At 67.0% G+C, this 21,384-nt stretch carries 24 protein-coding genes; 16 read left to right on the forward strand and 8 right to left on the reverse strand.

Features of this window, described 5'->3' with window-relative positions; all coding sequences use genetic code 11:
- Window positions 1-3: 3 nt before the first annotated feature.
- Both AC5Y4H_RS02285 and pheA read right to left on the reverse strand, forming a co-directional pair.
- The gene (locus AC5Y4H_RS02285) at window positions 4-690 is read right to left on the reverse strand and encodes a histidine phosphatase family protein (protein ID WP_499978246.1); all 687 of its coding nucleotides are present in this window, start codon (window positions 688-690) and stop codon (window positions 4-6) included.
- Window positions 687-1,631 carry a prephenate dehydratase gene (gene pheA / locus AC5Y4H_RS02290; protein ID WP_499978247.1) on the reverse strand — a complete coding sequence of 315 codons (945 nt, stop codon included), beginning with the start codon at window positions 1,629-1,631 and terminating at the stop codon, window positions 687-689. Before pheA ends, AC5Y4H_RS02285 begins: the two co-directional genes overlap by 4 nt.
- A gap of 89 nt (window positions 1,632-1,720) precedes the next feature.
- Between pheA and AC5Y4H_RS02295 the strand changes: the two genes are divergently transcribed.
- Window positions 1,721-2,515: a DUF2470 domain-containing protein gene (locus tag AC5Y4H_RS02295; protein ID WP_499978249.1), complete on the forward strand. Its 795-nt coding sequence runs from the start codon at window positions 1,721-1,723 to the stop codon at window positions 2,513-2,515.
- Window positions 2,516-2,568: 53 nt separating this feature from the next.
- Complete coding sequence (locus AC5Y4H_RS02300) at window positions 2,569-3,771, forward strand: LCP family protein (protein WP_499978252.1); 1,203 nt, start codon at window positions 2,569-2,571, stop codon at window positions 3,769-3,771.
- Between the two features lie 8 nt (window positions 3,772-3,779).
- Here the strand turns inward: AC5Y4H_RS02300 and AC5Y4H_RS02305 are convergent, their stop codons facing one another.
- Both AC5Y4H_RS02305 and AC5Y4H_RS02310 read right to left on the reverse strand, forming a co-directional pair.
- A complete protein-coding gene (locus AC5Y4H_RS02305; RefSeq protein ID WP_499978255.1) occupies window positions 3,780-4,604 on the reverse strand; it encodes a glycerophosphodiester phosphodiesterase in 825 nt (274 codons plus the stop codon).
- Window positions 4,605-4,608: 4 nt separating this feature from the next.
- Window positions 4,609-5,655 carry a DUF4328 domain-containing protein gene (locus tag AC5Y4H_RS02310; protein WP_499978256.1) on the reverse strand — a complete coding sequence of 349 codons (1,047 nt, stop codon included), beginning with the start codon at window positions 5,653-5,655 and terminating at the stop codon, window positions 4,609-4,611.
- Between the two features lie 460 nt (window positions 5,656-6,115).
- Between AC5Y4H_RS02310 and AC5Y4H_RS02315 the strand changes: the two genes are divergently transcribed.
- From AC5Y4H_RS02315 to rraA, 10 genes are all read left to right on the forward strand, one after another.
- Window positions 6,116-6,271: a hypothetical protein gene (locus AC5Y4H_RS02315; RefSeq protein WP_499978258.1), complete on the forward strand. Its 156-nt coding sequence runs from the start codon at window positions 6,116-6,118 to the stop codon at window positions 6,269-6,271.
- Between the two features lie 148 nt (window positions 6,272-6,419).
- Window positions 6,420-7,043, forward strand: coding sequence for a superoxide dismutase (locus AC5Y4H_RS02320; protein WP_499978260.1), 624 nt, complete (start codon window positions 6,420-6,422; stop codon window positions 7,041-7,043).
- A gap of 199 nt (window positions 7,044-7,242) precedes the next feature.
- Window positions 7,243-7,776 carry a peptidase gene (locus AC5Y4H_RS02325; RefSeq protein WP_499978262.1) on the forward strand — a complete coding sequence of 178 codons (534 nt, stop codon included), beginning with the start codon at window positions 7,243-7,245 and terminating at the stop codon, window positions 7,774-7,776.
- A gap of 246 nt (window positions 7,777-8,022) precedes the next feature.
- Window positions 8,023-8,718, forward strand: coding sequence for a TMEM165/GDT1 family protein (locus tag AC5Y4H_RS02330; RefSeq protein WP_499978265.1), 696 nt, complete (start codon window positions 8,023-8,025; stop codon window positions 8,716-8,718).
- A gap of 407 nt (window positions 8,719-9,125) precedes the next feature.
- On the forward strand, window positions 9,126-9,524 hold the full coding sequence (locus AC5Y4H_RS02335; protein WP_499978267.1) for a transcriptional regulator: 399 nt from the start codon (window positions 9,126-9,128) through the stop codon (window positions 9,522-9,524).
- A 131-nt stretch (window positions 9,525-9,655) separates the two neighbouring features.
- On the forward strand, window positions 9,656-10,312 hold the full coding sequence (locus AC5Y4H_RS02340) for a DUF6474 family protein (RefSeq protein ID WP_499978610.1): 657 nt from the start codon (window positions 9,656-9,658) through the stop codon (window positions 10,310-10,312).
- Window positions 10,313-10,337: 25 nt separating this feature from the next.
- Window positions 10,338-11,006, forward strand: a complete 669-nt coding sequence (locus AC5Y4H_RS02345; RefSeq protein ID WP_499978268.1) for a YcnI family copper-binding membrane protein — start codon at window positions 10,338-10,340, stop codon at window positions 11,004-11,006.
- The gene (locus tag AC5Y4H_RS02350) at window positions 11,003-11,503 is read left to right on the forward strand and encodes a copper resistance CopC family protein (RefSeq protein WP_499978270.1); all 501 of its coding nucleotides are present in this window, start codon (window positions 11,003-11,005) and stop codon (window positions 11,501-11,503) included. Before AC5Y4H_RS02345 ends, AC5Y4H_RS02350 begins: the two co-directional genes overlap by 4 nt.
- 112 nt (window positions 11,504-11,615) lie before the next feature.
- Complete coding sequence (locus tag AC5Y4H_RS02355; protein WP_499978271.1) at window positions 11,616-12,053, forward strand: Rv3852 family protein; 438 nt, start codon at window positions 11,616-11,618, stop codon at window positions 12,051-12,053.
- A 17-nt stretch (window positions 12,054-12,070) separates the two neighbouring features.
- Window positions 12,071-12,553: a ribonuclease E activity regulator RraA gene (gene rraA / locus AC5Y4H_RS02360; RefSeq protein ID WP_499978272.1), complete on the forward strand. Its 483-nt coding sequence runs from the start codon at window positions 12,071-12,073 to the stop codon at window positions 12,551-12,553.
- 4 nt (window positions 12,554-12,557) lie between these two features.
- Here the strand turns inward: rraA and AC5Y4H_RS02365 are convergent, their stop codons facing one another.
- Entirely contained in the window at window positions 12,558-14,027 is a 1,470-nt protein-coding gene (locus AC5Y4H_RS02365; RefSeq protein ID WP_499978274.1) for a flavin-containing monooxygenase, read from the reverse strand.
- Window positions 14,028-14,104: 77 nt separating this feature from the next.
- Between AC5Y4H_RS02365 and AC5Y4H_RS02370 the strand changes: the two genes are divergently transcribed.
- Together AC5Y4H_RS02370 and dinB are read left to right on the forward strand one after the other, a co-directional pair.
- Window positions 14,105-14,743 carry a TetR/AcrR family transcriptional regulator gene (locus AC5Y4H_RS02370; protein WP_499978275.1) on the forward strand — a complete coding sequence of 213 codons (639 nt, stop codon included), beginning with the start codon at window positions 14,105-14,107 and terminating at the stop codon, window positions 14,741-14,743.
- Between the two features lie 30 nt (window positions 14,744-14,773).
- Window positions 14,774-15,982 carry a DNA polymerase IV gene (gene dinB / locus AC5Y4H_RS02375; protein WP_499978277.1) on the forward strand — a complete coding sequence of 403 codons (1,209 nt, stop codon included), beginning with the start codon at window positions 14,774-14,776 and terminating at the stop codon, window positions 15,980-15,982.
- Between the two features lie 47 nt (window positions 15,983-16,029).
- Here dinB and AC5Y4H_RS02380 read toward each other — a convergent pair whose 3' ends face one another.
- Window positions 16,030-18,171, reverse strand: coding sequence for a hypothetical protein (locus AC5Y4H_RS02380; RefSeq protein WP_499978278.1), 2,142 nt, complete (start codon window positions 18,169-18,171; stop codon window positions 16,030-16,032).
- A 218-nt stretch (window positions 18,172-18,389) separates the two neighbouring features.
- On the opposite strand from AC5Y4H_RS02380, the gene AC5Y4H_RS02385 reads away from it, so the two are divergent.
- Window positions 18,390-18,710 carry a DUF732 domain-containing protein gene (locus tag AC5Y4H_RS02385; RefSeq protein WP_499978279.1) on the forward strand — a complete coding sequence of 107 codons (321 nt, stop codon included), beginning with the start codon at window positions 18,390-18,392 and terminating at the stop codon, window positions 18,708-18,710.
- Window positions 18,711-18,735: 25 nt separating this feature from the next.
- Here the strand turns inward: AC5Y4H_RS02385 and AC5Y4H_RS02390 are convergent, their stop codons facing one another.
- Together AC5Y4H_RS02390 and AC5Y4H_RS02395 are read right to left on the reverse strand one after the other, a co-directional pair.
- Complete coding sequence (locus tag AC5Y4H_RS02390; RefSeq protein WP_499978281.1) at window positions 18,736-19,740, reverse strand: PHP domain-containing protein; 1,005 nt, start codon at window positions 19,738-19,740, stop codon at window positions 18,736-18,738.
- A 22-nt stretch (window positions 19,741-19,762) separates the two neighbouring features.
- Window positions 19,763-20,194, reverse strand: a complete 432-nt coding sequence (locus AC5Y4H_RS02395) for a hypothetical protein (protein WP_499978282.1) — start codon at window positions 20,192-20,194, stop codon at window positions 19,763-19,765.
- Window positions 20,195-20,245: 51 nt separating this feature from the next.
- Here AC5Y4H_RS02395 and AC5Y4H_RS02400 point away from each other — a divergent pair, with 51 nt between their 5' ends.
- A complete protein-coding gene (locus tag AC5Y4H_RS02400; RefSeq protein WP_499978283.1) occupies window positions 20,246-21,097 on the forward strand; it encodes an LLM class F420-dependent oxidoreductase in 852 nt (283 codons plus the stop codon).
- Window positions 21,098-21,384: the final 287 nt, after the last annotated feature.

The following is a 21,384-nucleotide window of genomic DNA, read 5'->3' on the forward strand; positions in this document are numbered from 1 at the left end:
AGGTCAGCCCATCGGGTCGGTGCTTGACCGCACCGCGTCCGCGACCGGGGTTGCCGCTTCCTCCGGGTAGAACGGCGGCGTCAAGCGTCCCCAGCGCACGCAACTCCACCGGCCATCGGTGATCGGAGTCAAGGCCACCGATTCGGTGTTGTCCAGGTGATTGTCCAGCGCGAAATCGGCCTCCACGCCGGCCAGCACCGCGGCGGCCAGCCGGATCGCCGCGCCATGGCTGACGAGGACGATGTCACCGTGGAAGTCGCGGTTGTCGAGATAGCGCATGCGCAGGTCGGTGAGCACCGGCACGTAGCGGTCCAGAACGTCGTTGCCGGTTTCGCCGCCGGGCAGCGCGACGTCGAGCTCGCCATGGTGCCAGCGCTGGTAGATCGCGTTGAACTCGGCGACCGCGTCGTCGTCGTTGCGGTTTTCCAGCCGCCCGACCTGGACCTCGTGGACGCCGGTCATCTCGACGGCAGGCATCTCGAGCTGGCTTCCGATCACGGCGGCGGTCTGCAACGCCCGGGTGGCCGCCGAGTGTGCGAGCATCGCAGGCCGCCCCGAATGGCGGGCGAACGCACGGGCCTGGTCGCGGCCCAGCGGGGTCAGCTCGGCGCCCGGTGGGCGCGTGTCGAGGCGGCGCTCGACGTTTCCGAACGACTGGCCGTGGCGCACCAGGATCAACCGGCCACTCACCGCTGCGACCCCCGCGCGTCGGGCTGTCCGTCGCGCAGCCGCGCGAGCCAGCGCGCGGCATCGTCGGCCGACGGCGGTAACGCTCCGGCGGGTGAGCCGGTGGGCCAGGATCCTAGGTATCGCACATCAGCACAACGACGGTGCAGCGCTTTGAGTGCCTCGGCGACCGCGTCGTCGTCGATATGGCCCACACAATCGGCGAAGAAGCGGTAGGTCCCGAGTCCCGTTCTGGTCGGCCGGGATTCGATGCGGGTCAGGTCTATGCCGCGCACACCGAATTCGGCGAGCGCGGCCAGCAACGCGCCGGGCGCGTTGTCGATGTGCAGCACCACCGAGGTGCGATCGGCTCCGGTGCGCGCCGGCGGTGGTCCCGGGCGGCCGACCAGAAGGAAGCGGGTGCGGGCGTTGGCCTCGTCGACGACGTCCTCGGCCAGGGTGGTCAGCCCCCACCGCTCGGCGGCCAGCGGGGAGGTCACCGCGGCGTCCACGTGTCCCTCGGCCACCTGCTGGGCGGCGTCGGCGTTGGAGTACGCGGGCCGCAGCTTCGCGTCGGGCAGGTTGGCGGCCACCCAGTGGCGGACCTGGGCGGCCGCCACGCTGAAGGCCGCCAGCGTCCGCACGTCCGCCGCGCTGCGGCCAGGTTCGACCACGATGCTGAACGCGACGTTCAGCGTGGTTTCGGCGAACACCTGCAGGGGTGAGCCGATAGCGAGGCTGTCCAACGTGGGCGTCACGGAACCGTCGATCGAGTTTTCGATCGGGACGCAGGCGTAGTCGGCGGCGCCATCGCGCACGGCATCCAGCGCCGCGGAGTTGCTGTCGAAGGGCGCGGGTTCAACCGCGCCCAAGCCGTGGTCGGGCACCAGGCCGGCGGCGGTGATCTGTCGCAGCGCCGCCTCGGTGAACGTCCCCTCCGGACCGAGATATGCGATGCGTGCCACGTCCCAACCCTAGCGGCGTACAGGCCGGAGCACCCTTGCGACGCCATCCTGTGTAAGTTAACTTAGGCTTACCTAATTGAAGGATGAGAATGCTGTTACCGGTGAACTGCTCCGCACCGACAACCGCCGAACGCATCCGCAGCGCCTGCGTCCGCGCAGGCGGCGCGCTGCTGGCAATCGAGCATGACGACCCGGTCGCGACTCCCATGCATCACCTGATGGACGACGGCTCCGTCGCGCTGGCCGTTCCGGTTGAACGTGTGCGCGGGCTCACGCGCCCGATCTCCGGGTCACCTGCGCTGCTGGAGCTGACCGACTACGCGCCGCTCCCGCTGCGCGAACCGGTCCGTTCGCTGGTCTGGGTGCGCGGGCACCTCGAGGAGGTGCAGCCGACCGAGATCCTCGACACGCTCGACCTGATCGCCGCCGAATGCCCTAATCCGGCACTGCTGAGCGTCGAAACCCCGCGATGCGCCCCCGCCGTCAGCGACGAGCCGCGCTACACGCTGCTGCGGCTCGAGATCGCCTCGGTGGTGGTAACCGATGCCACCGGCGCGGAGCCGGTCAGCGTGGCCGACCTGCTGGACGCGCGGCCCGACCCGTTCTGTGCGCTCGAGTCGAACCTGCTGTGGCACCTGGACACCGCCCACAGCGATGTCCTGGCGCGACTGGTGTCCCGCCTCCCGGCGCCCCTGCGGCGGGGACACGTGCGACCCCTCGGGCTGGACCGCTACGGCGTCCGCTTCCGCGTCGAAGGCGACGACCGCGACCACGACGTTCGGCTGCCGTTCCACAAACCGGTCGACGACATGACCGGTCTGAGCCAGGCCATCCGGGTGCTGATGGGATGCCCGTTCATCAACGGACTTCGCGCGCGCGGCTAGCCGAAACCGCGGCGTACCGACGCGGCGGGGCGCGGGGCACGTACGTTAACCGGGTGAACGGCGACCGATCACCGCAGCGTCGGCGACCTCCGGGGCCGAGCCCGCGCCCGCGTGCCGGACAACCAGGCCCCGAGCCACCGCAAGTGATCCGCCGCCCGGCCGCGCCTCCGCCATCGCCGACCGCGGGGACCCGGCCGCTGCAGCCACACACCACACCACCCCCACCCCCCGCCGCTTCGCCGGCGCCACGGGTCGCGCCTCCCCGGCCGCAAGCACCGGGCCGCAAGCGCGGCAAGCTCCGCTGGGCTCGCAATGTGGTGATGGTCCTGCTGGCGGGCGTGCTGCTGATCGGTGCGGGCATCGTGGGCACGGCCGTCTGGTTCGACTACAAACTGCACCGCGAGCAAGTGCTCGCCGATTACCCGAACCGCCCCCCAGCCGGTCGGGGCACCAACTGGCTGATCGTCGGGTCGGACAGCCGCCAGGGGCTCAGCGCTCAGCAGCAACAGGATCTGGCCACCGGCGGCGATATCGGTAACGGCCGCACCGACACGATCCTGCTGGTTCACGTGCCGGGCATCGGATCCGGAGCGCCGACGACCATGGTGTCGATACCGCGCGACTCCTATGTGCCCATTCCGGGCCATGGAAAAGACAAGATCAACGCCGCGTTCGCGACGGGGGGCGCGCAACTGCTGGTCCAGACGGTGGAGCAGGCCACGGGGCTGCGCCTCGACCACTACGCCGAGATCGGCTTCGGCGGGTTCGCCGCGCTGGTGGACGCGCTCGGCGGCGTGACCGTCTGCCCGAAGGCGCCGTTCAACGACCCGTTGGCCGGCATCGACCTGCCCGCCGGCTGCCAGACTCTGACCGGCCGCAACGCGCTCGGCTACGTCAGGTCACGCGACACCCCGCGCGCCGATCTGGACCGGATGGTCAATCAACGGCAGTTCGTGACGGCGCTGCTGCATCGGGCCGCCAGCCCCGCGGTATGGCTCAACCCGTGGCGCTGGTATGCGGTAACGCGCGCGGCCGCGGACGCCCTGACCGTCGACCAGTTTGACCACGTCTGGGATCTGGCCCGGCTCGGCTGGGCGCTGCACGGGGCCCCCACCACCATGACGGTCCCGATCGGCGAGTTCACCAACGGCGGCGCCGGATCGGTTGTGGTGTGGAATCACGACGAGGCGGCCAAATTGTTCGAGGCGTTGGCGTCCGACGCACCGGCGCCCCCCGCGTCGGGCGAGCAGCAATAGCGGTCCGTCTAGCCGCTACCCTCGCCCGCACGGTTGCCCTGCAGCCATGCCTTGGTGCGGCCCGGGTGGTGGGTGGCGAGCCACGCCACCCCGACGTCGCGGCAGAAATCGATGTCTTGGTAGTCGTCGACGTTCCAGCAGTAGACCGCCCTGCCCTGGGCGATGGCGCGGTCGGCGAGCTGGGGATAGTCCTTCAGCGTCGTCAGCGAAGGCCCGACTGCGGTAGCACCGATAGCGGTGGGCGCACCGCTGGTCAGATAGCGCGCGGTCTTGCCGAGCAGCACCGTGGGCAGCAGCGGCGCGGCTCGCCGGATCCGCCAGACCGCGGATGCCGAGAACGACATCACCACCGCGCGGGACCGGTCCGCCGAGGCGGGCGCGGCGATGCCGAACCGATGCAGCGCCGCGAGCAGTTTGGTCTCCACCAACGAGCCGTACCGAACCGGGTGTTTGGTTTCGATGAACAGTTTCACCGGCCGACGCCAATCCAGCACCAGTGAAACCAACGCGTCCAGCGTCAACAAACTGGTGTCGCCGTGCGTGCCGTCTTCTCGCCAGCTGTCGTGCCACGCCCCGTACTCGAGCTCGCGCAGCTCGGCCAGCGTCATGGTGCTGACCAAGCCCGCCCCGGTCGAGGTCCGGTCCAGCCGGCGGTCGTGCACGCACACCAGATGCCCGTCCCGGGTCAACCGCACGTCACATTCGACGCCGTCGGCGCCCTCTTTGAGGGCGAGATCGTAGGCGGCCAGCGTGTGTTCGGGCCGCGCGGCCGAGGCTCCGCGGTGGGCGACGACATAGGGGTGCCCGGCGAGCACCTCGTCGGCCCACGTCATACCCCTATGCTGCCGGTTCCTGCCCCTTCAACTCAACTGGGTCGGCCGACGCCGGCGCGGCGGGCCGGTCATCGGGAACCGCGACCCAGCGGTGCGCGGGCCGCGCAACGGGTTTGCGGTGGAAACCCTCGAAGACACGAGTGGCGGCGGCCAGCGTACCGGCCGCGAACAGGTACGCGAAGACCATCAGAACGGTGTTGTTGGCGATGCCCTGGGCGTCGGTGGCGAAGCTGGTCGCGATCGCCGCGATGGACACGGCGTAGCTACACACCCACGCGCCCCACCACTGGAGGATGGTCTTGCGCAGGCGGGCGTAGTGCTCTTCGAGTAGCGCCAGCTCGATCACGTACACCGGGGCCCAGAGCAGGTTAGCCAGCGGCACGACGCACCCCGCCCACAGCGCCCGCGGCGAGCGCTGCTCAGGCAACCCATGATGGGCGAATACGGCGGCGCGGCGGGCGATCATCCAGCGGATCAGTTGCACGCCCGAAGCGATCACCGCCGCACCCGCGCCCACGCTGGCGAGCACGCCGAGCCAGTCGGCTCCGATGGCGACCCACGAGTTCAGCAAGGTGTTCCGGTTGATCACCAGCAGCACATACCGCACCACGTAAACCAGGGCGGCGATGCTGAGCACCAGCACACTGACGAAGGACGTGGTGCGGACGATCTGTGCAGGCGGCCCGGCCTGCACTGGCGCTGGTGCGGCGGCGGACGTCTGTGCGACGCGATCGGCCAAACCCCAGCGCGGTATGACGGCGTATCGCGGCGTGGGCCCGAGCGGACGGCGGCCACGACGGGTGGGCGGCGCTGCACCCGGTCGCACCGCTATCCAGCGGTAGCCGGGCGGCAGGTGCGGCGGGGTGCGCTGCCGCGTCGGCGTCGTCGCGGGGCGAGCCTGCGTCGGTGCGCCGGGCGCACCCCATCGCGGGTCGGCCGGGGGGCCATCGTGCGTGGGCGCCATGAGGGCCCCGCGGCAGCGGGGGCACCATTCGCGCTCTCGATCGCGCACGTTCCAGCGCGTGCCGCACTGGGAGCACACCTGGATCACCGGACCAGACTAACGCCGTCCCGACGGCGGCCAGGGAACACCGGTCACGGGCCGTGCGTGCACTGCGTCATCGACGACCATTCGAGCGGACTGGGCAACCGACTGAGCCGGCAAATACTATCCACAGTTTCCACAGGTTTATCCACACCCCTGAAGTGGGTACAGACAGCATCGCTACAGCCTCTGGCGGCAAACGGGGTGCCTCTGTGGATAACACCTCGGGTTTGCAACCACGTCGAGACGGCCCCGAATCGGTCGTTGAGCGAAATCGATTGGCTTGCTAAGCAATGGCACGGTCGTACCAGCCGGTCCTCGACTTTTCCCTTATGCCAGCGGTTATCGCCGGACCAAGGCTCAGCGATCATTTCTCAAGCCCGCCACGAAGCGCTATGATCGCGTTCGCGAAATGTATTTGTGACTCACTTCACTGATGCGAGGTGACTGGGGTGGAAGGCGAGTGATGGCCACGCATTCGTTCGGTCCGACTTCACCGGACTCGTCGAAGTCGTACTGCGGTTCGGCGGCGTGGAATCACAGTTACAGCATCGCCGCACTGCGCGCCGGGTTGATCGCCCTGGCGCTGCTCGCGGTGCTCGTGATCATCGTCTTGTCTTGAATCGCCGCTGAGCGGGTATCCGCGTTCCGGCTCACAAGCGTCGTTCTTGCGGAGCGCGCGGTCATGGAGCAGGGTTGATAACGGCTGACCGCCGCGAGGCGGTCCCGCGCGACTGAGCGTCAAGACGACAACCGAAGAAAGGAACGCCGTGGCTGAATACACTCTGCCCGACTTGGACTGGGACTATGCAGCGTTGGAACCGCACATCTCGGGGCAGATCAACGAGATCCACCACAGTAAGCACCACGCCACTTACGTCAAAGGCGTGAACGACGCTCTGTCCAAGCTCGAAGAGGCCCGCGCCAACGAGGACCACGCTGCGATCTTCCTGAACGAAAAGAACCTCGCCTTCCACTTGGGCGGTCACGTCAACCACTCGATCTGGTGGAAGAACCTGTCGCCGGACGGCGGCGACAAGCCGACCGGCGAACTGGCCGCCGCGATCGATGACGCGTTCGGGTCCTTCGACCGATTCCGCGCGCAGTTCAGCGCTGCCGCGAACGGACTGCAGGGGTCGGGCTGGGCGGTGCTGGGTTACGACACCCTCGGCAGCCGGCTGCTGACCTTCCAGCTATACGACCAGCAGGCCAACGTTCCGCTTGGCATCATCCCCTTGCTGCAGGTCGACATGTGGGAGCACGCCTTCTACCTGCAGTACAAGAACGTCAAGGCGGATTACGTGAAGGCCTTCTGGAACGTCGTCAACTGGGCGGACGTGCAGAAGCGGTACGCGGCTGCGACGTCGCAAACGAAGGGCCTGATTTTCGGCTGACTTCCATTTCAATCGGCGGGGCGTCGCGCAATTCGCGCGGCGCCCCGGTCGTATTGCTGACCATTTTTCGACTGCGGGAAAGCGCGCTTCTGCGCCGGTGACCGTGTCGTGTTGCACCGCGCCTAAACCGCAGGCATGCTTAATTATTCGGGCTTACCAGTGTGGTTATTCCAAGCGGAGGCGTCGCGCGGAGGTCGAAATGGAAACTGGGTCGGACGGGCCTATCGGGGTCTCCCCGTTCCATTCTCGTGGGGCCTTGAAGGGGTTCGTGATCTCCGGCCGCTGGCCCGACTCGACCAAAGAATGGGCGCAGCTGCTCATCGTCGCGGTCAGGATCGCCTCTTTGCCTGGATTACTCTCCACCACAACGGTCTTCGGAGCCCGCGAGGAATTGCCGGACGAGCCCGAGCCGGGCACGGTGGGCCTGGTGCTGGCCGAGGGCACCGTATTCGGTGAATCCGCAATCCAGCCAGGCTATTTCGCGGATCATCAGCCCCCTGCCCTGCTGATGTTGCACCCGCCTTCAGAAACGACGCCGTCGCTTCCCGAGTGCACCGGGGCGGCCTCGGGATGCGTATTGCTGCCCGGACTGCCATATCTGGGACTCGAGCATCGGGCGGCGTGGGTGGAGGCCGAAGCCGACGGCACCATCACGTCGATGGTGAGCCGAGTCGGTGTCGACCCGATCACCCACCCCGATACGGCAATACTGGCAATGCTGCTTGCCGCATAACGAAATGTCCGGCAACAGTTCGGGACTCGAATTCCAGAAATACGGCTGGCCGAACTCCGCTTCCCCGCTGGCGGACTGTGAACGCGTCCATTAACCTGGGACCGTTAGCGAAGGGGAGTAGCCCCAAATCGTCGAGTCGACATACTGGCGCACAGCCCGGCCGGCGAACCGGTTCATCCGGTGGGCGAGACCTTCGACCGGAGTTCGACGACTTGTCGTCGACGACGTGTCGAAAGGTCGTCCGCCATGCTCGCCGCCGCACTGTTGACGCTGGGAGTGGTGTTCGTCGCCGAACTCGGCGACAGGTCCCAGCTGATCACCCTGACCTACGCCCTGCGCTACCGGTGGTGGGTGGTGCTGAGCGGGGTGGCGCTCGCCGCGTTCGCCGTGCATGGGGTGTCGGTGACCGTCGGACACTTCCTGGGCGCTGCCCTGCCGGCGCGGCCGCTCGCCTTCGCGTCGGCGTTCGCGTTCCTCGCGTTCGCGGTATGGGCGTGGCGCGAAGGCGCGACGACAGACGAGGCGGTGTCGCAGCCGCGCGAACCGCGATTCGCCTTCCTGACCGTGGTGTCGTCGTTCGCGCTCGCGGAAATGAGCGACAAGACCGCTTTGGCGACGGTGACGTTGGCCAGCTATCACAATTGGATCGGAGTGTGGATCGGCTCGACGGCGGGCATGGTGCTGGCCGATGGGTTGGCGATCGTCGCGGGGCGGCTGCTGCATCGGCGACTTCCGGAGAAACTGCTGCACGTGGCGGCCAGTCTGCTGTTCCTCGCTTTCGGGCTGTGGATGCTGTTCGACAGCGCATTGGGCTGGTGCTGGGTGGCCGTCGCCGCGGCCGTCGCGGTAGCGATCGGCGCTGTCGTATTCGCGGTCGCCCAGACGCTGCGGCGCCGCCGACCGGTGGCGGCGATCGGCGCCGGACGGACGCCTACGGGCTAAGTTAACGACGCCTCGCCCACCGGTGTCCGGGTGCTCTTTCCCGGGCAGCGGGCCGCGTTTGGCATTCGACAGCAAAGGGCGTGCTAACCCGTTCCGGATTGCTGCTCCGTTGCGGTGCGATCGCCCAGCACCGCGCGGCATATTATCGCACGCGTCAGTGGGCCAATCGCCCGCCATCTCCGGCCGAACCTCGAATTCTGCGGATAACCTGTGAGTTTCACTTAATTAGTGGACACCCCAGCGAATCAGTTAGACGCTCGTCAAGTGGGGAGTTGGTGGCCGTCAGCAATGCCGGTCGACGTTCCCTCGGGGTTTGCACCTGGTTACGGTTACCAAGCCTCGCTACCATGATCAGCAAATACACCTAGGTAATAGTTCACTTCTACAGCCAAGTGGAGGTCTTATCGATGAGCACGACGTTCGCTGCTCGCCTGAACCGCCTGTTCGACACGGTGTATCCGCCCGGGCGCGGACCGCACACCTCCGCGGAAGTGATCGCGGCACTTAAGGCGGAGGGCATAACGATGTCTGCTCCCTACCTCTCCCAGCTGCGTTCAGGCAACCGCACCAACCCGTCGACGGCGACCATGGCCGCCCTGGCCAACTTCTTCCGAATCAAGTCGGCCTACTTCACCGACGACGAGTACTACGAGAAGCTCGACAAGGAGTTGTCGTGGTTGGCCACGACGCGCGACGATAACGTGCGCCGCATCGCCGTGCGCACGGCCGAGCTGTCCCCCGAGGCGCAGCGTGAGGTCATAGAGCGGGTCAACGAGTTGCGCCGGGCCGAGCACTTAGACGCCTGACGTCCACGCCAGGGCACCGGCCGTGGAGGCCGCCCTGCAGGGCTGCCGCCCGCCCATTCCGATTAGGGTTGGCTCAGCGGATCGCGCAACCGCGAGAGCTAATCCACGAGATGACCGGGAGGCGGCCGGGAATGGGCCTGTTCCGCAAGCGAAAGAGTCGCGCGACGCGTCGCGCTGAAGTCCGCGCGATCAAGGCCCGCGCGAAGCTCGAGGCCAAGTTGGCCGCAAAAAACGAGGTTCGCCGCGCCAAATCCGCCCAACGGGCGGAGGCCAAGGCGTTGCGCGCGCAGATCAAGGCGCAACGAGACAGCGACCGCAATGCGCTGAAAGTAGCCGAGGCCGAACTCAAAGCCGCGCGGGAGGGCAAGATCTTCGCACCGACACGAATTCGCCGGGTGCTGACGGTATCTCGGCTGCTCGCACCGATTCTCACCCCAATCATCTACCGTGCGGCCGTCGCGGTCCGCGCGCAGATCGATCAGCGCCGCGCTGATCAGCTCGGCATTCCGTTGGCCCAGATCGGCCAGTTCTCCGGTCACGGCGCCCAGCTGTCGGCCCGTATCGCCGGGGCGGAGAAGTCGCTGCGGATGGTTCAGGACAAGAAGCCCAAGGATGCCGAAACCAAGCAGTTCGGCGCCGCGATCGCCGAGCGGCTCACCGATCTGTCGGCGGCGATTACCGCCGCGGAGAACATGCCGGCCGCGCGGCGCCGAGCGGCCCACGCCGCCATCTCGTCGCAGCTCGACGGCATCGAGGCGGACCTGATGGCCCGCCTCGGTCTGAGCTGACCGCACACGGACCGCAGCAGCCGGCATGTCAACTCGCAGCAGGTGGATCCCGCGCAGCCTGATCGCGATCTTCGCGGCGGTCGCCCTGTATTTCGGAGCGGCGGCCCAAACCCCCGCCGCCTCTGCGCACGTGCACGCCAGCAGCGACAACGCGGTCCGCGGGTCCATGGCGATCGTCGCGTTCCAGGTGCCCAACGAATCGAACACCGGGGCGCTCACCACGGCGTTGACCATCACGCTTCCCAACGTCGCCTCGGCGCGCACTGAAAGCCTGCCCGGCTGGACGGCCAAGCTCGACCGGGACCCTGCGTCCGGCACCGTGCGCTCAGTGACGTGGACGGCCGCCCCCAACGGCGGAATCGGCCCAGATCAATTCGGGCTATTCCGGTTGTCGGTGAAGTTGCCAGACACCGATACCGTCAGCTTCCCCGCCGCGCAGACCTACGCCGACGGGACCGTCGTGAATTGGGATCAGCAGCCGCTGCCCGACGGGAGCGAGCCGGAGCACCCTGCGCCCACGCTCACCCTCGCCACCGCCCCGGCGGGCCCGCACCAACACCACGGGTCACCCAGCCCGGCGCCCGCCGCGGCGCGGTCGACTGCGGCCGATAACACCGCCCGGTTGCTGGGGGGAGCGGCTCTGGTGGTCGCGGCTGCGGGCGTCGCGATCGCACTGATCCGTCGACGGGCATGAGGCGGCTGGCGGTTGGTGTGTGCGTCGGCGTCATGTTCGTGATCGCCACACTGACCGCGCCGGCCGCGGGCGCCCACGCCACCCGCATATCGACCGATCCCCCGGCCGGCGCGGCGCTGGCGGCCGGCCCCCGGCGGGTGAGCGCCACTTTCAACGAGCAGTTGCAGACCGCATTCGCTGCCATGACGGTGGTCGGGCCGGACGGCAACGTGTGGTCCGCCGGAGAACCCACCGTGCAGGGTGCGGTGGTCGGCGTCGACCTGCGCGCGCTCGGACCGGCCGGCACCTACACGGTGAACTATCGGGTCACGTCCGCCGACGGCCACGTGGTGTCCGGGTCGTGGTCGTTCAGGCTCACGGTGGCCGGCACCGGCACGCCCGGTCCTCCCGTGGCGGCACCGGACGGCGGCGGCGCTCTCCCGGTCTGGCCGTTCGTGGCGGCGGCGGGGGCGCTCGTCGCCGGTGGCGCGTGGTGGGCGGCACGGCGCCGACGGTGAGAGCGGTCACCGGCGACCGGCGACCGAGGTGCCCCGAGGCGTCCTGGCATGATGGGACCTTGAACCCGGCGAGCTAGGGAACGACGACAGAGGAAGCTCAAGGAGCGGCCGCATGGCAGACCCGCAGGACCCAACCAACAGCGCACCCGACGGCGCCGGCACCCCGCCGGAGAAGAAACCGCCCGCCAAGGCGGCGAAAAAGATCGCCAAAGCGCCTGCCAAGAAGGCACCTGCGAAAAAGGCGCCCGCCAAGAAGGCACCGGCCAAGAAGGTGCCGGCAAAGAACGTCGCACCCGCGCCCCCGAAACCACCCGAGCAGCCCGCCGAGCGGCCGGTCGATGTGCAGCAGCGCGCAGAACGCAACGGCGACCTAACCGCCGCCGCCAAAGATGCTGCCGCCCAGGCGAAGTCCACGGTTGAGGCCGCGAACAACCCGGTCACTCCCGCGGCCGCGGGACCGGTGGCCGGTCAATCCCCGCTGCCGCTGATCGTCGCCCTGGCCGTCAGCCTGCTGGCCATCCTGCTCATCCGCCAGCTGCGTCGCCGCTGAGCGGCGAAGTGCCAGACGTGACGGTGTCTTTCCGGCCGACGGCCGACCTCGTTGACAGCATCGGTCCCGACGTGCGCAGTTGCGACGTGCAATTTCGCCAGTTCGGCGGGCGGGCCGAATTTGCCGGACCGATCAGCACCGTGCGGTGTTTTCAGGACAACGCTCTGCTGAAGTCGGTGCTTTCGGAGCCCGGCGGCGGTGGCGTCCTGGTCATCGACGGCGACGGCTCCCTGCACACCGCGCTGGTCGGCGACGTCATCGCCGAGTTGGCCCGCTCCAACGGCTGGGCCGGGCTCATCGTGAATGGCGCGGTGCGCGACTCGGCCACGTTGCGCGGCATGGACATCGGCATCAAGGCGTTGGGCACCAATCCGCGCAAGAGCACCAAGACCGGTGCCGGTGAGCGCGATGTCGAGGTCACCCTCGGCGGGGTGACGTTTGTGCCGGGTGAGATCGCCTACAGCGACGACGACGGAATCGTCGTCGCCGCAGCAGGGTGATCCGCTAAACCGCTACCGGTGCAGGCTTTTTCGCGAACTTTAAGCCTTCGTCGTCGACCTTGCCGCGCCGAATCGTGCGCATGTCGAAAAAGTAGTTCTGCTTGAGGCGCCACGGCTCCCGCGACCCTGACTTGGGCAGCAGATGCATCGAACGTCGGAAGTAGCCCGGGGTGAAGTCCATGAACGGCAGCTCGTCGACGGCGTCGCCGGGATGCTGCGGCTCCACGAAGTCAAAGCCCTTGGCATCCATGTAGTTCAGCAATCGGCAGACGAACTCGGAGACCAGGTCGGCCTTCAGCGTCCAGGACGCGTTCGTGTAGCCGAAGGTGATGGCGAAGTTGGGAACGCCGGAGAACATGAGGCCCTTGTAGGTCATCAGCGAGGTCAGGTCGATGTCCTCACCGTTGCGGGTCGGCTTCACCCCGCCCAGCAACTGCATGTTCAAACCCGTTGCGGTGATGATGATGTCGGCCGCCAACTCCTCGCCCGAAGTGAGCCTGATGCCGGTCTTGGTGAACCGGTCGATGGTCTCGGTGACGACGTCGGCCTTGCCGTGCCGGATGGTCCGGAAGAAGTCGCCGTCAGGGGCCAGGCACAGCCGCTCGTCCCAGACGTTGTAGCGGGGCCCGAAGTGCTTTTCGACGTCGTAGCCCTCCGGCAGGCGTCGCTTCACCATCGTCATCAACGTCTTGCGCATGTAGCCCGGAGCCTTACGGGACAGCTGGTACTGGAAGGTGCTGAACGCGATGGCTTTCCAGCGATTGGCCATGTGCGCGAGGCGCTCGGGCAGCAGCCGGTTGGCCTTCTCGGCGAAGGGATCGACGCCGGGCAGCGACCCGATGTAGGTCGGCGAACGCTGCAGCATCGTCACGTGACCCGCACCCGAATTCACCAGGGCGGGAATCAGGGTGATCGCGGTGGCACCGGATCCGATGACGACGACGCGCTTGCCCGCGTAGTCGAGGTCCTCCGGCCAGTGCTGCGGATGGACGATGGTGCCGCCGAAGTCCTCCGAGCCGGGAAAGGTGGGCGAGAACCCCTCGTCGTAGTTGTAGTAGCCGGTGCAGGCGAACAGGAACGAGCACGTCATCTCGCTCTGCCGGCCATCGCTCTCGACGGTCACCGTCCAGAGGTTGTCGGCGTCGGACCAGTCGGCGGCCACCACCCGATGGCGGTAGCGGATCTTCGGCTCGATCCGGTTCTCGACGGCGGTCTCTTTGATGTAGGCCTTGATCGAGGCCCCGTCGGCGATCGACTTCGCCGAGCGCCAAGGCTTGAACCGGAAGCCCAGCGTGAACATGTCCGAGTCCGACCGGATGCCCGGGTACTTGAACAGGTCCCAGGTTCCGCCCAGGTCGGCGCGGCGTTCGAGGATGGCGTAGCTCTTCGTCGGGCAGCGTTCCTGCAGGTGCCAGGCCGCACTCACGCCGGAGATACCGGCGCCCACGATGAGGACGTCAAGGTGCTCAGTCATGACGGCAACGCTATCAACGCGATGTCGAACTAGTCAACACCGTGTCGAAACTTTCAACAGCGTGTAAGGTAGCGGCCGTGACTACCGTCGGTTCGGCCCGCACCCACCGTGGCAGGCGCTCCGCGCGCCCGTCCGGCGACGATCGTGAGCTGGCCATCCTGTCCACCGCCGAGCGGCTGTTGAGGGACCGCCCGCTCGCCGAAATCTCGGTCGACGACCTGGCCAAGGGGGCCGGCCTGTCCCGGCCGACGTTCTACTTCTACTTTCCCTCCAAGGACGCGGTGTTGTTCACCCTGTTCGAACGCGTGATCATGGAAGCCGACTCCGCCCTGGAGACCATGGTCGCCAACCCGCCCGCCGATCTGAAAGCGTTGTGGCGCATCGGGATCAACGTGTTCGTCGAGACGTTCGGAGCGCATCGGGCGGTGTCGTTGGCCGCCGACGCGGCGCGCACCAACAAGGACGTCGACGACCTGTGGTCGCGCTTCATGCAGAAATGGGTCGACCACACCACCACCGTGATCGAAGCCGAGCGCGCCCGCGGCGCCGCGCCGGTCACGCTGCCGGCCCACCATCTGTCCGCGGCACTGAATCTGCTCAACGAAAAGGTCATGCTCAGCTCGTTCGCCGACGGGCGGCCGTCGGTGCCCAGCGAGCAATTGCTCGACACGCTGGTCCACGTCTGGGTCAGCAGCGTCTACGGCGCAGCCGGCTGAACCGGGCTTGTCGGCGCCGTATGCGAACATATGTTCGTGCGGTGCGATGCGTCCATCCTGCACGCGGACCTCGATTCCTTCTACGCGTCCGTCGAGCAGCGCGACGACCCGACCCTGCGCGGCCGCCCGGTGATCGTGGGCGGCGGAGTGGTGCTGGCCGCGAGTTACGAGGCCAAGGCCTACGGGGTGCGGACGGCCATGGGCGGTCAGCAGGCGCGCAGGCTTTGTCCACAGGCCGTCGTGGTGCCCCCGCGGATGAGCGCGTATTCACGGGCCAGCGACGCCGTCTTCGAGGTGTTCCGCGATTGCTCCCCGGTGGTCGAGGCGCTGTCGGTGGACGAAGCGTTCCTCGATGTCGGCGGGCTGCGCCGGGTCAGCGGCACGCCGGTCGCGATCGCCGAGCGGCTGCGGGCGGACGTGCGCGACCGCGTCGGGCTGCCGATCACCGTCGGCGTCGCCCGCACGAAGTTCCTCGCCAAGGTCGCCAGCCAGGAAGCCAAGCCCGACGGGCTGCTGCTGGTTCCGCCCGATCAGGAGCTGACGTTTCTGCGGCCGCTGCCGGTGCGCCGGCTCTGGGGTGTGGGCGCGGTGACCGCCGAGAAACTACGCGCGCACGGCATCGTGACCGTCGCCGACGTCGCCGAGCTCAGCGAGTCCGCTTTGGGCTCGATGGTCGGCGGTGCGATGGGCCGCCAGCTGTATGCGTTGTCCCGCAATATCGACCGCCGCCGGGTGACCACCGGTGTGCACCGCCGGTCCGTCGGCGCTCAGCGGGCCCTGGGCCGCGCCGGAAACACCATGTCGGACAACGAAATCGACGCCGTCGTCGTGAATCTCATCGACCGCATCACCGACCGCATGCGGGCGGCGGGGCGTACCGGTCGCACGGTGGTGCTGCGGCTGCGCTTCGACGACTTCACCCGGGCCACCCGATCGCATACGTTGCCGTGGGCCACCTCGTCGACCGCGCCCCTGTTGGCCGCCGCACGTCAATTGGTCGCCGACGCAGCGCCGCTTATCGCGCAGCGCGGCCTGACGCTGGTCGGCTTCGCCGTATCGGGTATCGACCGCAGCGGGTCCCAGCAGCTGATGCTGCCCTTCGGCGAGCCGAAGCACCGCGGCGACGACATCGACGCGGCCATCGACCGGGTGCGCCGGCGCTACGGCAAGTCGGCGCTGGCGCCCGCGGTGCTGCTGGGCCATGATCCGGGCTTCGAGATGCCGCATTTGCCCGACTGACGGGCGTGTAGACGATCAGCTGACGTCGCGGCCGCGTGGATTCATGTTCAGGAGGCTGCCGGGTTCACCGACTTGTCCTGGCGTACCGGCGCTTTCACGGCCGCGATGCCGAAAAAACTCTCGATACCGCCGCGCAGCCGCTCTTCTCGCCAGTACTCGCCATGACCAACCGTCTCCGCACATGAGCGTTCGGTGACATCTATGTTGTCGCGGGGCCGTTTTGTGGGCAGTTCAGATCCGATCGGATCGGTCTTGCGCCAATAGTTGCGCCACCACGACCCGTTGTAGGTCATGTTTGCCGTCTTGCGGAAGAAGTCGCAGTCGAAATAGCGGGGAAAGAACGTTTGGTACAGCGTGGACAGCGGTGATCCGCAGGTGTACAACGCGATGCGCCCCGAGCGGGCGGTATTGCCGGCCTGATGCAGGTTTTCCTTGAGCGCGCGGCGGTCGGTTTTGCCCTCGGTCGGTTGCTCGGTCCAATGCCCGCCGCGGACGAACCAGGCGCAAACCACCGAGCCCTGACTGTGTCCGACGAGGGCGATAGGCAGATTGGGGAAGTCCATCACCAGGTCATTGATCGTCTGGCGGATCCCGGCGAGCAAGGCTCGACGATACGATGCGCCAGCTAACGGATGCAGATCCGGCGCCCAGAAACCCGCAATGTCTGCGATAGAACCGAAGGTGCGGCGGAGCCGATCGGCCAGTTTTTCGGGACGTCGAATAATAACGAGGACGATCGCGATCGCGCCGGCGATCTGCAGGCCTAGGAGAATGTCATCCCTCTGACGGGGCGTTGCCCACACGAAGGCGTACCCCATCAGAATCCAGAGGATTCCGGTGCAGAGGATGGCGACGGCGACGAGGGGGGCCAAGTGTTTGGGCAACGATTCGACCAATGCGTGGGTCACGGTCGCTTCCTTGAAGCCGGGCCTCTTGGAGCCCGGTGTGACCGCTAACCGCTTGCGTTGCCGTCGCAATTCGATGCGTACGGCGATCGCGGCGAGCGTCAGCATGGCGAGAAAGAAGACGGGCGTGAGATCGATCCATAACGCAGAGCCGGCGAAGGAGACCTCCGCGGTCTTAAAGCCGGTCGGTTTGGGCAGCAGGACATTAGAGATGTACGAGCCCGGCGCGATGTGTCGGAACGGAACCTGCGCATCCGGAACGAATCGGAGCAGGCTATCGGTGAACAGCCGGAGCATAGAACCGGCCGTATGCATGAGAGACACCGCTAGGACGAGTAGGGCCGCGGCCCCCGCGAAGGCGGGGCAGTCTTGCTTCTTCCAGAGCGCGAGGACACACAGTCCCATTGCCGTTATCCATATGATCGCCGTGGACACGACCACGAGGGCGGTCATCGCATCGACGGTGTTGTCCGGAGCGCCGTCCGGCAAAAACAGCCGGTGCAGCCAGTCGCCGGTCTTCGATGCGGGCTTCGTGTGCAGAATCGGGACCATCCCGGCGAGCGCGGCGATCGAAATCACCGAGACCAGTGCTCCACCCTTGTCGACCAACACCCGGCCGATGACCATCCGATACGCGATGAACAAAATGAAGAGGCCGGGTCCGATAACCTGCAGCACCACCGCGGTCAGCCGGTCGTCCCGTAGTCCCATTTTCTGCCAACACGATTCCAGAATCACCGTGATCCACGCGGCCATCGAGATGGTCAGCAGCAGCCCTGCGACAGCGACCCCGGCTCGCATGAGGGGGCGGAACATTTTCTGCCTGGGCTCCATGTAGCCCGCAACGTTGACCAGTGTGAACGGAAACGCCAGGTACCAGCTGAGGTGCCGAGTCAGCTTACGATTCGCGCGACTCCAGTTCACCAGGCGTAGTTCGTGCGACGGCAGGCGCGGTACCTGGCCGATCCACACCCGGCTGTCGACCAGCTCTTTGTAGCTGGGCCGTCCGAGTGCGCTGTATCTGTCGTGATCACCGATGCCGTGGACCCTCACCTCGACACCTTGGGGTCGATCGCGGTGATTACGCGCCTGGCTGTTGTCGCCGACCATGACATGCGGGTCGTGCAAGCCAAATCGCTCCACGCCCTCGCGCGTCGACCGTGATGACGGGTGGGGGACGACTCTTCCGTCGGAGGGTTGTCCCTCAAGCGCCTTCGGCGCTACGGCAGGTGCCGGCGATTGCGCCTGGTTGTCAGTGTGCGGTTGCCGTTCCGTGGTCGTCATGATGTGGTCCCTCGCGGATCTCGTCCGAGAATCGGATCGTATGCCCGCCGAACCCCGGCGACCTGCGTAGTCGGGTACTCCAACCGCCGTGGCGGTCTGCACCGAGGTGAGGTAGTCCACTACGCGTGTGCCAACCATTTAGGCGAACCACACTGGGCGATGTAGAGATCAAGCCAACCCGGTGATGAATTCATCGGCGAGACCGAAGGGGTCGGACCATGAGCGGCGCCAAGACGGTAGCCGGGGTCCTAGTAGGGACCGTCGTGTCTCTCGCGATCGGAGCGCTGGCCGGCGCGGGGGTGGCATCGGCCGGCGAGGATGACTATGTCAACGACCTCGCCAACAGCAACATCAATGGGCCGAGGGCACAACTGGTGCGTATGGGATATCTGGCATGCGCCAACAAGAGCGGAAAGTCGCGGGCAGACTCCATTCAAGACATCGTCAATCAGAGCAAGCAGAACGGGAGCAAAGGGCTAGATGAGCAACAAGCCGACTTTCTCTACGGGTCGGCGATGAGGAACCTTTGCGGCCGTTGAGCCCGTCCTGACGCCCTCGGCAACCTTAGGAGCCGGTCCACTCCAGCAGCCGCTCGGCGGGCCAGGTGTTCACGATCCGGTCAACGGGAACGCCCGCGTCCAGCGCGCGCTGGGCGCCATAGCCCAGGAAGTCCAGCTGGCCGGGGGCGTGGGCGTCGGTGTCGATGGTGAACACGCAACCGATCTCGAGCGCCAAATTCAGCAGCCGGCCCGGCGGATCGCGCCGCTCGGGACGAGAGTTGATCTCCACCGCCGTTCCGTGGTCGCGGCATGCGGTGAACACCGCTTCGGCGTCGAACTTGGATTCCGGCCGGATGCCGCGATTCCCGGAAACCAGCCGGCCGGTGCAGTGACCCAGCACGTCGGCGTGCGGGTTGGCCACCGCCCGCAGCATGCGCCGGGTCATCGCGGCGGCGTCCATCGACAATTTGGAATGCACGCTGGCCACCACAACGTCGAGGCGCTCCAGCAGCTCGGGCTCCTGATCCAGGCTGCCGTCGTCAAGGATGTCGACCTCGATCCCGGTCAGGATGCGCATCGGCGCGAATTTCTCCCGCAGGCCGTCGATCACGTCGAGCTGTTTGCGTAACCGTTCCGGCGACAGGCCGTTGGCGATGGTCAGCCGCGGCGAGTGATCGGTGAGCGCGCAGTACTCGTGGCCCAGCGCCGCCGCGCTGGCCATCATCTCCTCGATCGGCGCGGAGCCGTCCGACCAGTTGGAATGCAGGTGCAGATCGCCGCGCAGCGCGGAGCGGATGTCGCCGCCGCCGAGATCCTCTGCGCTGGAACGCAATTCGACCAACACGTCGGGCTCGCGGCCGGACCAGGCCTGGTCGATGACCTTGGCCGTCTTGGGGCCGATCCCCGGCAGCGACTGCCAGCTGTTGGCCTGGCCGTGCCGCTCCCGGGTCGCCTCGTCGAGGGCCTCGATGATGTCGGCCGCGTTGCGATAGGCCATCACGCGTCGGGGATCGTGCCGGCTTCGGTCCTTGAAGTAGGCGATCTCCCGCAATGCCGCTACCGGATCCATGACCCCAGTGTGCCCGCCCCACTCACAAGAGCTGGCCGGCGACGAATCCGGCGAGCAGCACGCCGAACCCGCCGATCTCCCCTGCGATCAGAAACGCCATCGCCACCGCGATACTCCGGTCGGCGTTTTCGAACTGGTTGACGGTGTCGCGCCGTGCTCCGTGGTAGATGTACGCCAGGATGGCCGCCACGAAGAAGAAGACGACCACGCCGGCGGCCGTCAGGTTCACCCACCCCGGCCACGCGCTCAGCTGAACGAAGACGGCGAGCAGCAGCGTCGCGAACGAATACAGCAGTGCGGCCCGGTGCGCGATATCGACATAGGGATGCGCAAGGTGGGTCTCCGACGTCATCATCTCGCGGTATTTCCACACCCCCAGCACCAGCGCAAGCATGAAGATCAAGCCCGCCGCCAGCAGGGTGATCTTGGTGTCAATTCCGAGGGAGCCAGTCATCGCGCGCTTGAGTTTAGTTGCCCTTCATAAACACCGGCTAACGTCGGTGCCATGCGATTCGCTTTCAAGACTTCTCCGCAGAACACCACCTGGGCACAGATGCTCGCCGTCTGGCAAGCGGCCGACGACATCGAGGTCTACGAGTCCGGCTGGACGTTCGATCACTTCTATCCGATCTTCTCCGACAGCAGCGGACCCTGCCTGGAGGGCTGGACGACGCTCACCGCGCTCGCGCAGGCCACAAACCGGCTGCGCGTGGGGACATTGGTGACCGGGATCCACTACCGCCACCCCGCCGTGCTGGCCAATATGGTTGCCGCGCTGGACATCATCTCGAACGGGCGGCTCGAGTTGGGGATCGGCGCCGGCTGGAACGAAGAGGAGTCGGGCGCGTACGGCATCGAGCTGGGCAGCATCAGGGAACGCTTCGACCGGTTCGAGGAGGCGTGTGAGGTGCTGACCAGCCTGCTCAGCCAGGAGACCACCGACTTCGACGGCAAGTTCTACCAGCTCAAGGGTGCCCGCAACGAGCCCAAGGGTCCCCAGCGGCCGCACCCGCCGATTTGCATCGGCGGCAGTGGGGAGAAGCGCACGCTGCGGATCACCGCCCGTTACGCCCAGCACTGGAATTTCGTGGGCGGTCCGCCCGACGTTTTCGCCCACAAGCGTGACGTCCTGGCCTCGCACTGCGCGGACATCGGCCGCGACCCGAAGGAGATCATGCTCTCGGCACACTTGCGCCTGGAGCCGGACCTGAACTACGGCAAGCTCATCGAGGACGCGGCCGCGCTGGCCGCCGAGGGCTTGGATCTGGGCATCGTCTACCTTCCCCCACCACACGACCCGGCCGTGCTGGAACCGCTCGCCGAGGCGATCCGCGACTCGGGCTTGGTGGATCGCTGACGCAGTTTCCGCGGCGTGTTCCCCGACCGCCCGGTGAAAATCCCGCGGGCGCGCGCTGAGCAAACTCGACGGGCCCCAACCGCGGCGCCCGCGCGGCGGTCACGCACCAAAGAGCAGCAAGTCCTGAGCCGTCACCAGACGCTCATGCTTGGCGGGAAACTCACGACTTTTCACCGGGTGACGCAACCATGACCAGGCGATTCGCCCCATCCGTGTCCGAGGTAATGGGTGGATATGCACAAGAATCTCTCCTGCGATCGGTGCGTTCAACCGGTAAACCGGTGCGA

This window comes from Mycobacterium sp. NGS58 (genome assembly GCF_059812385.1).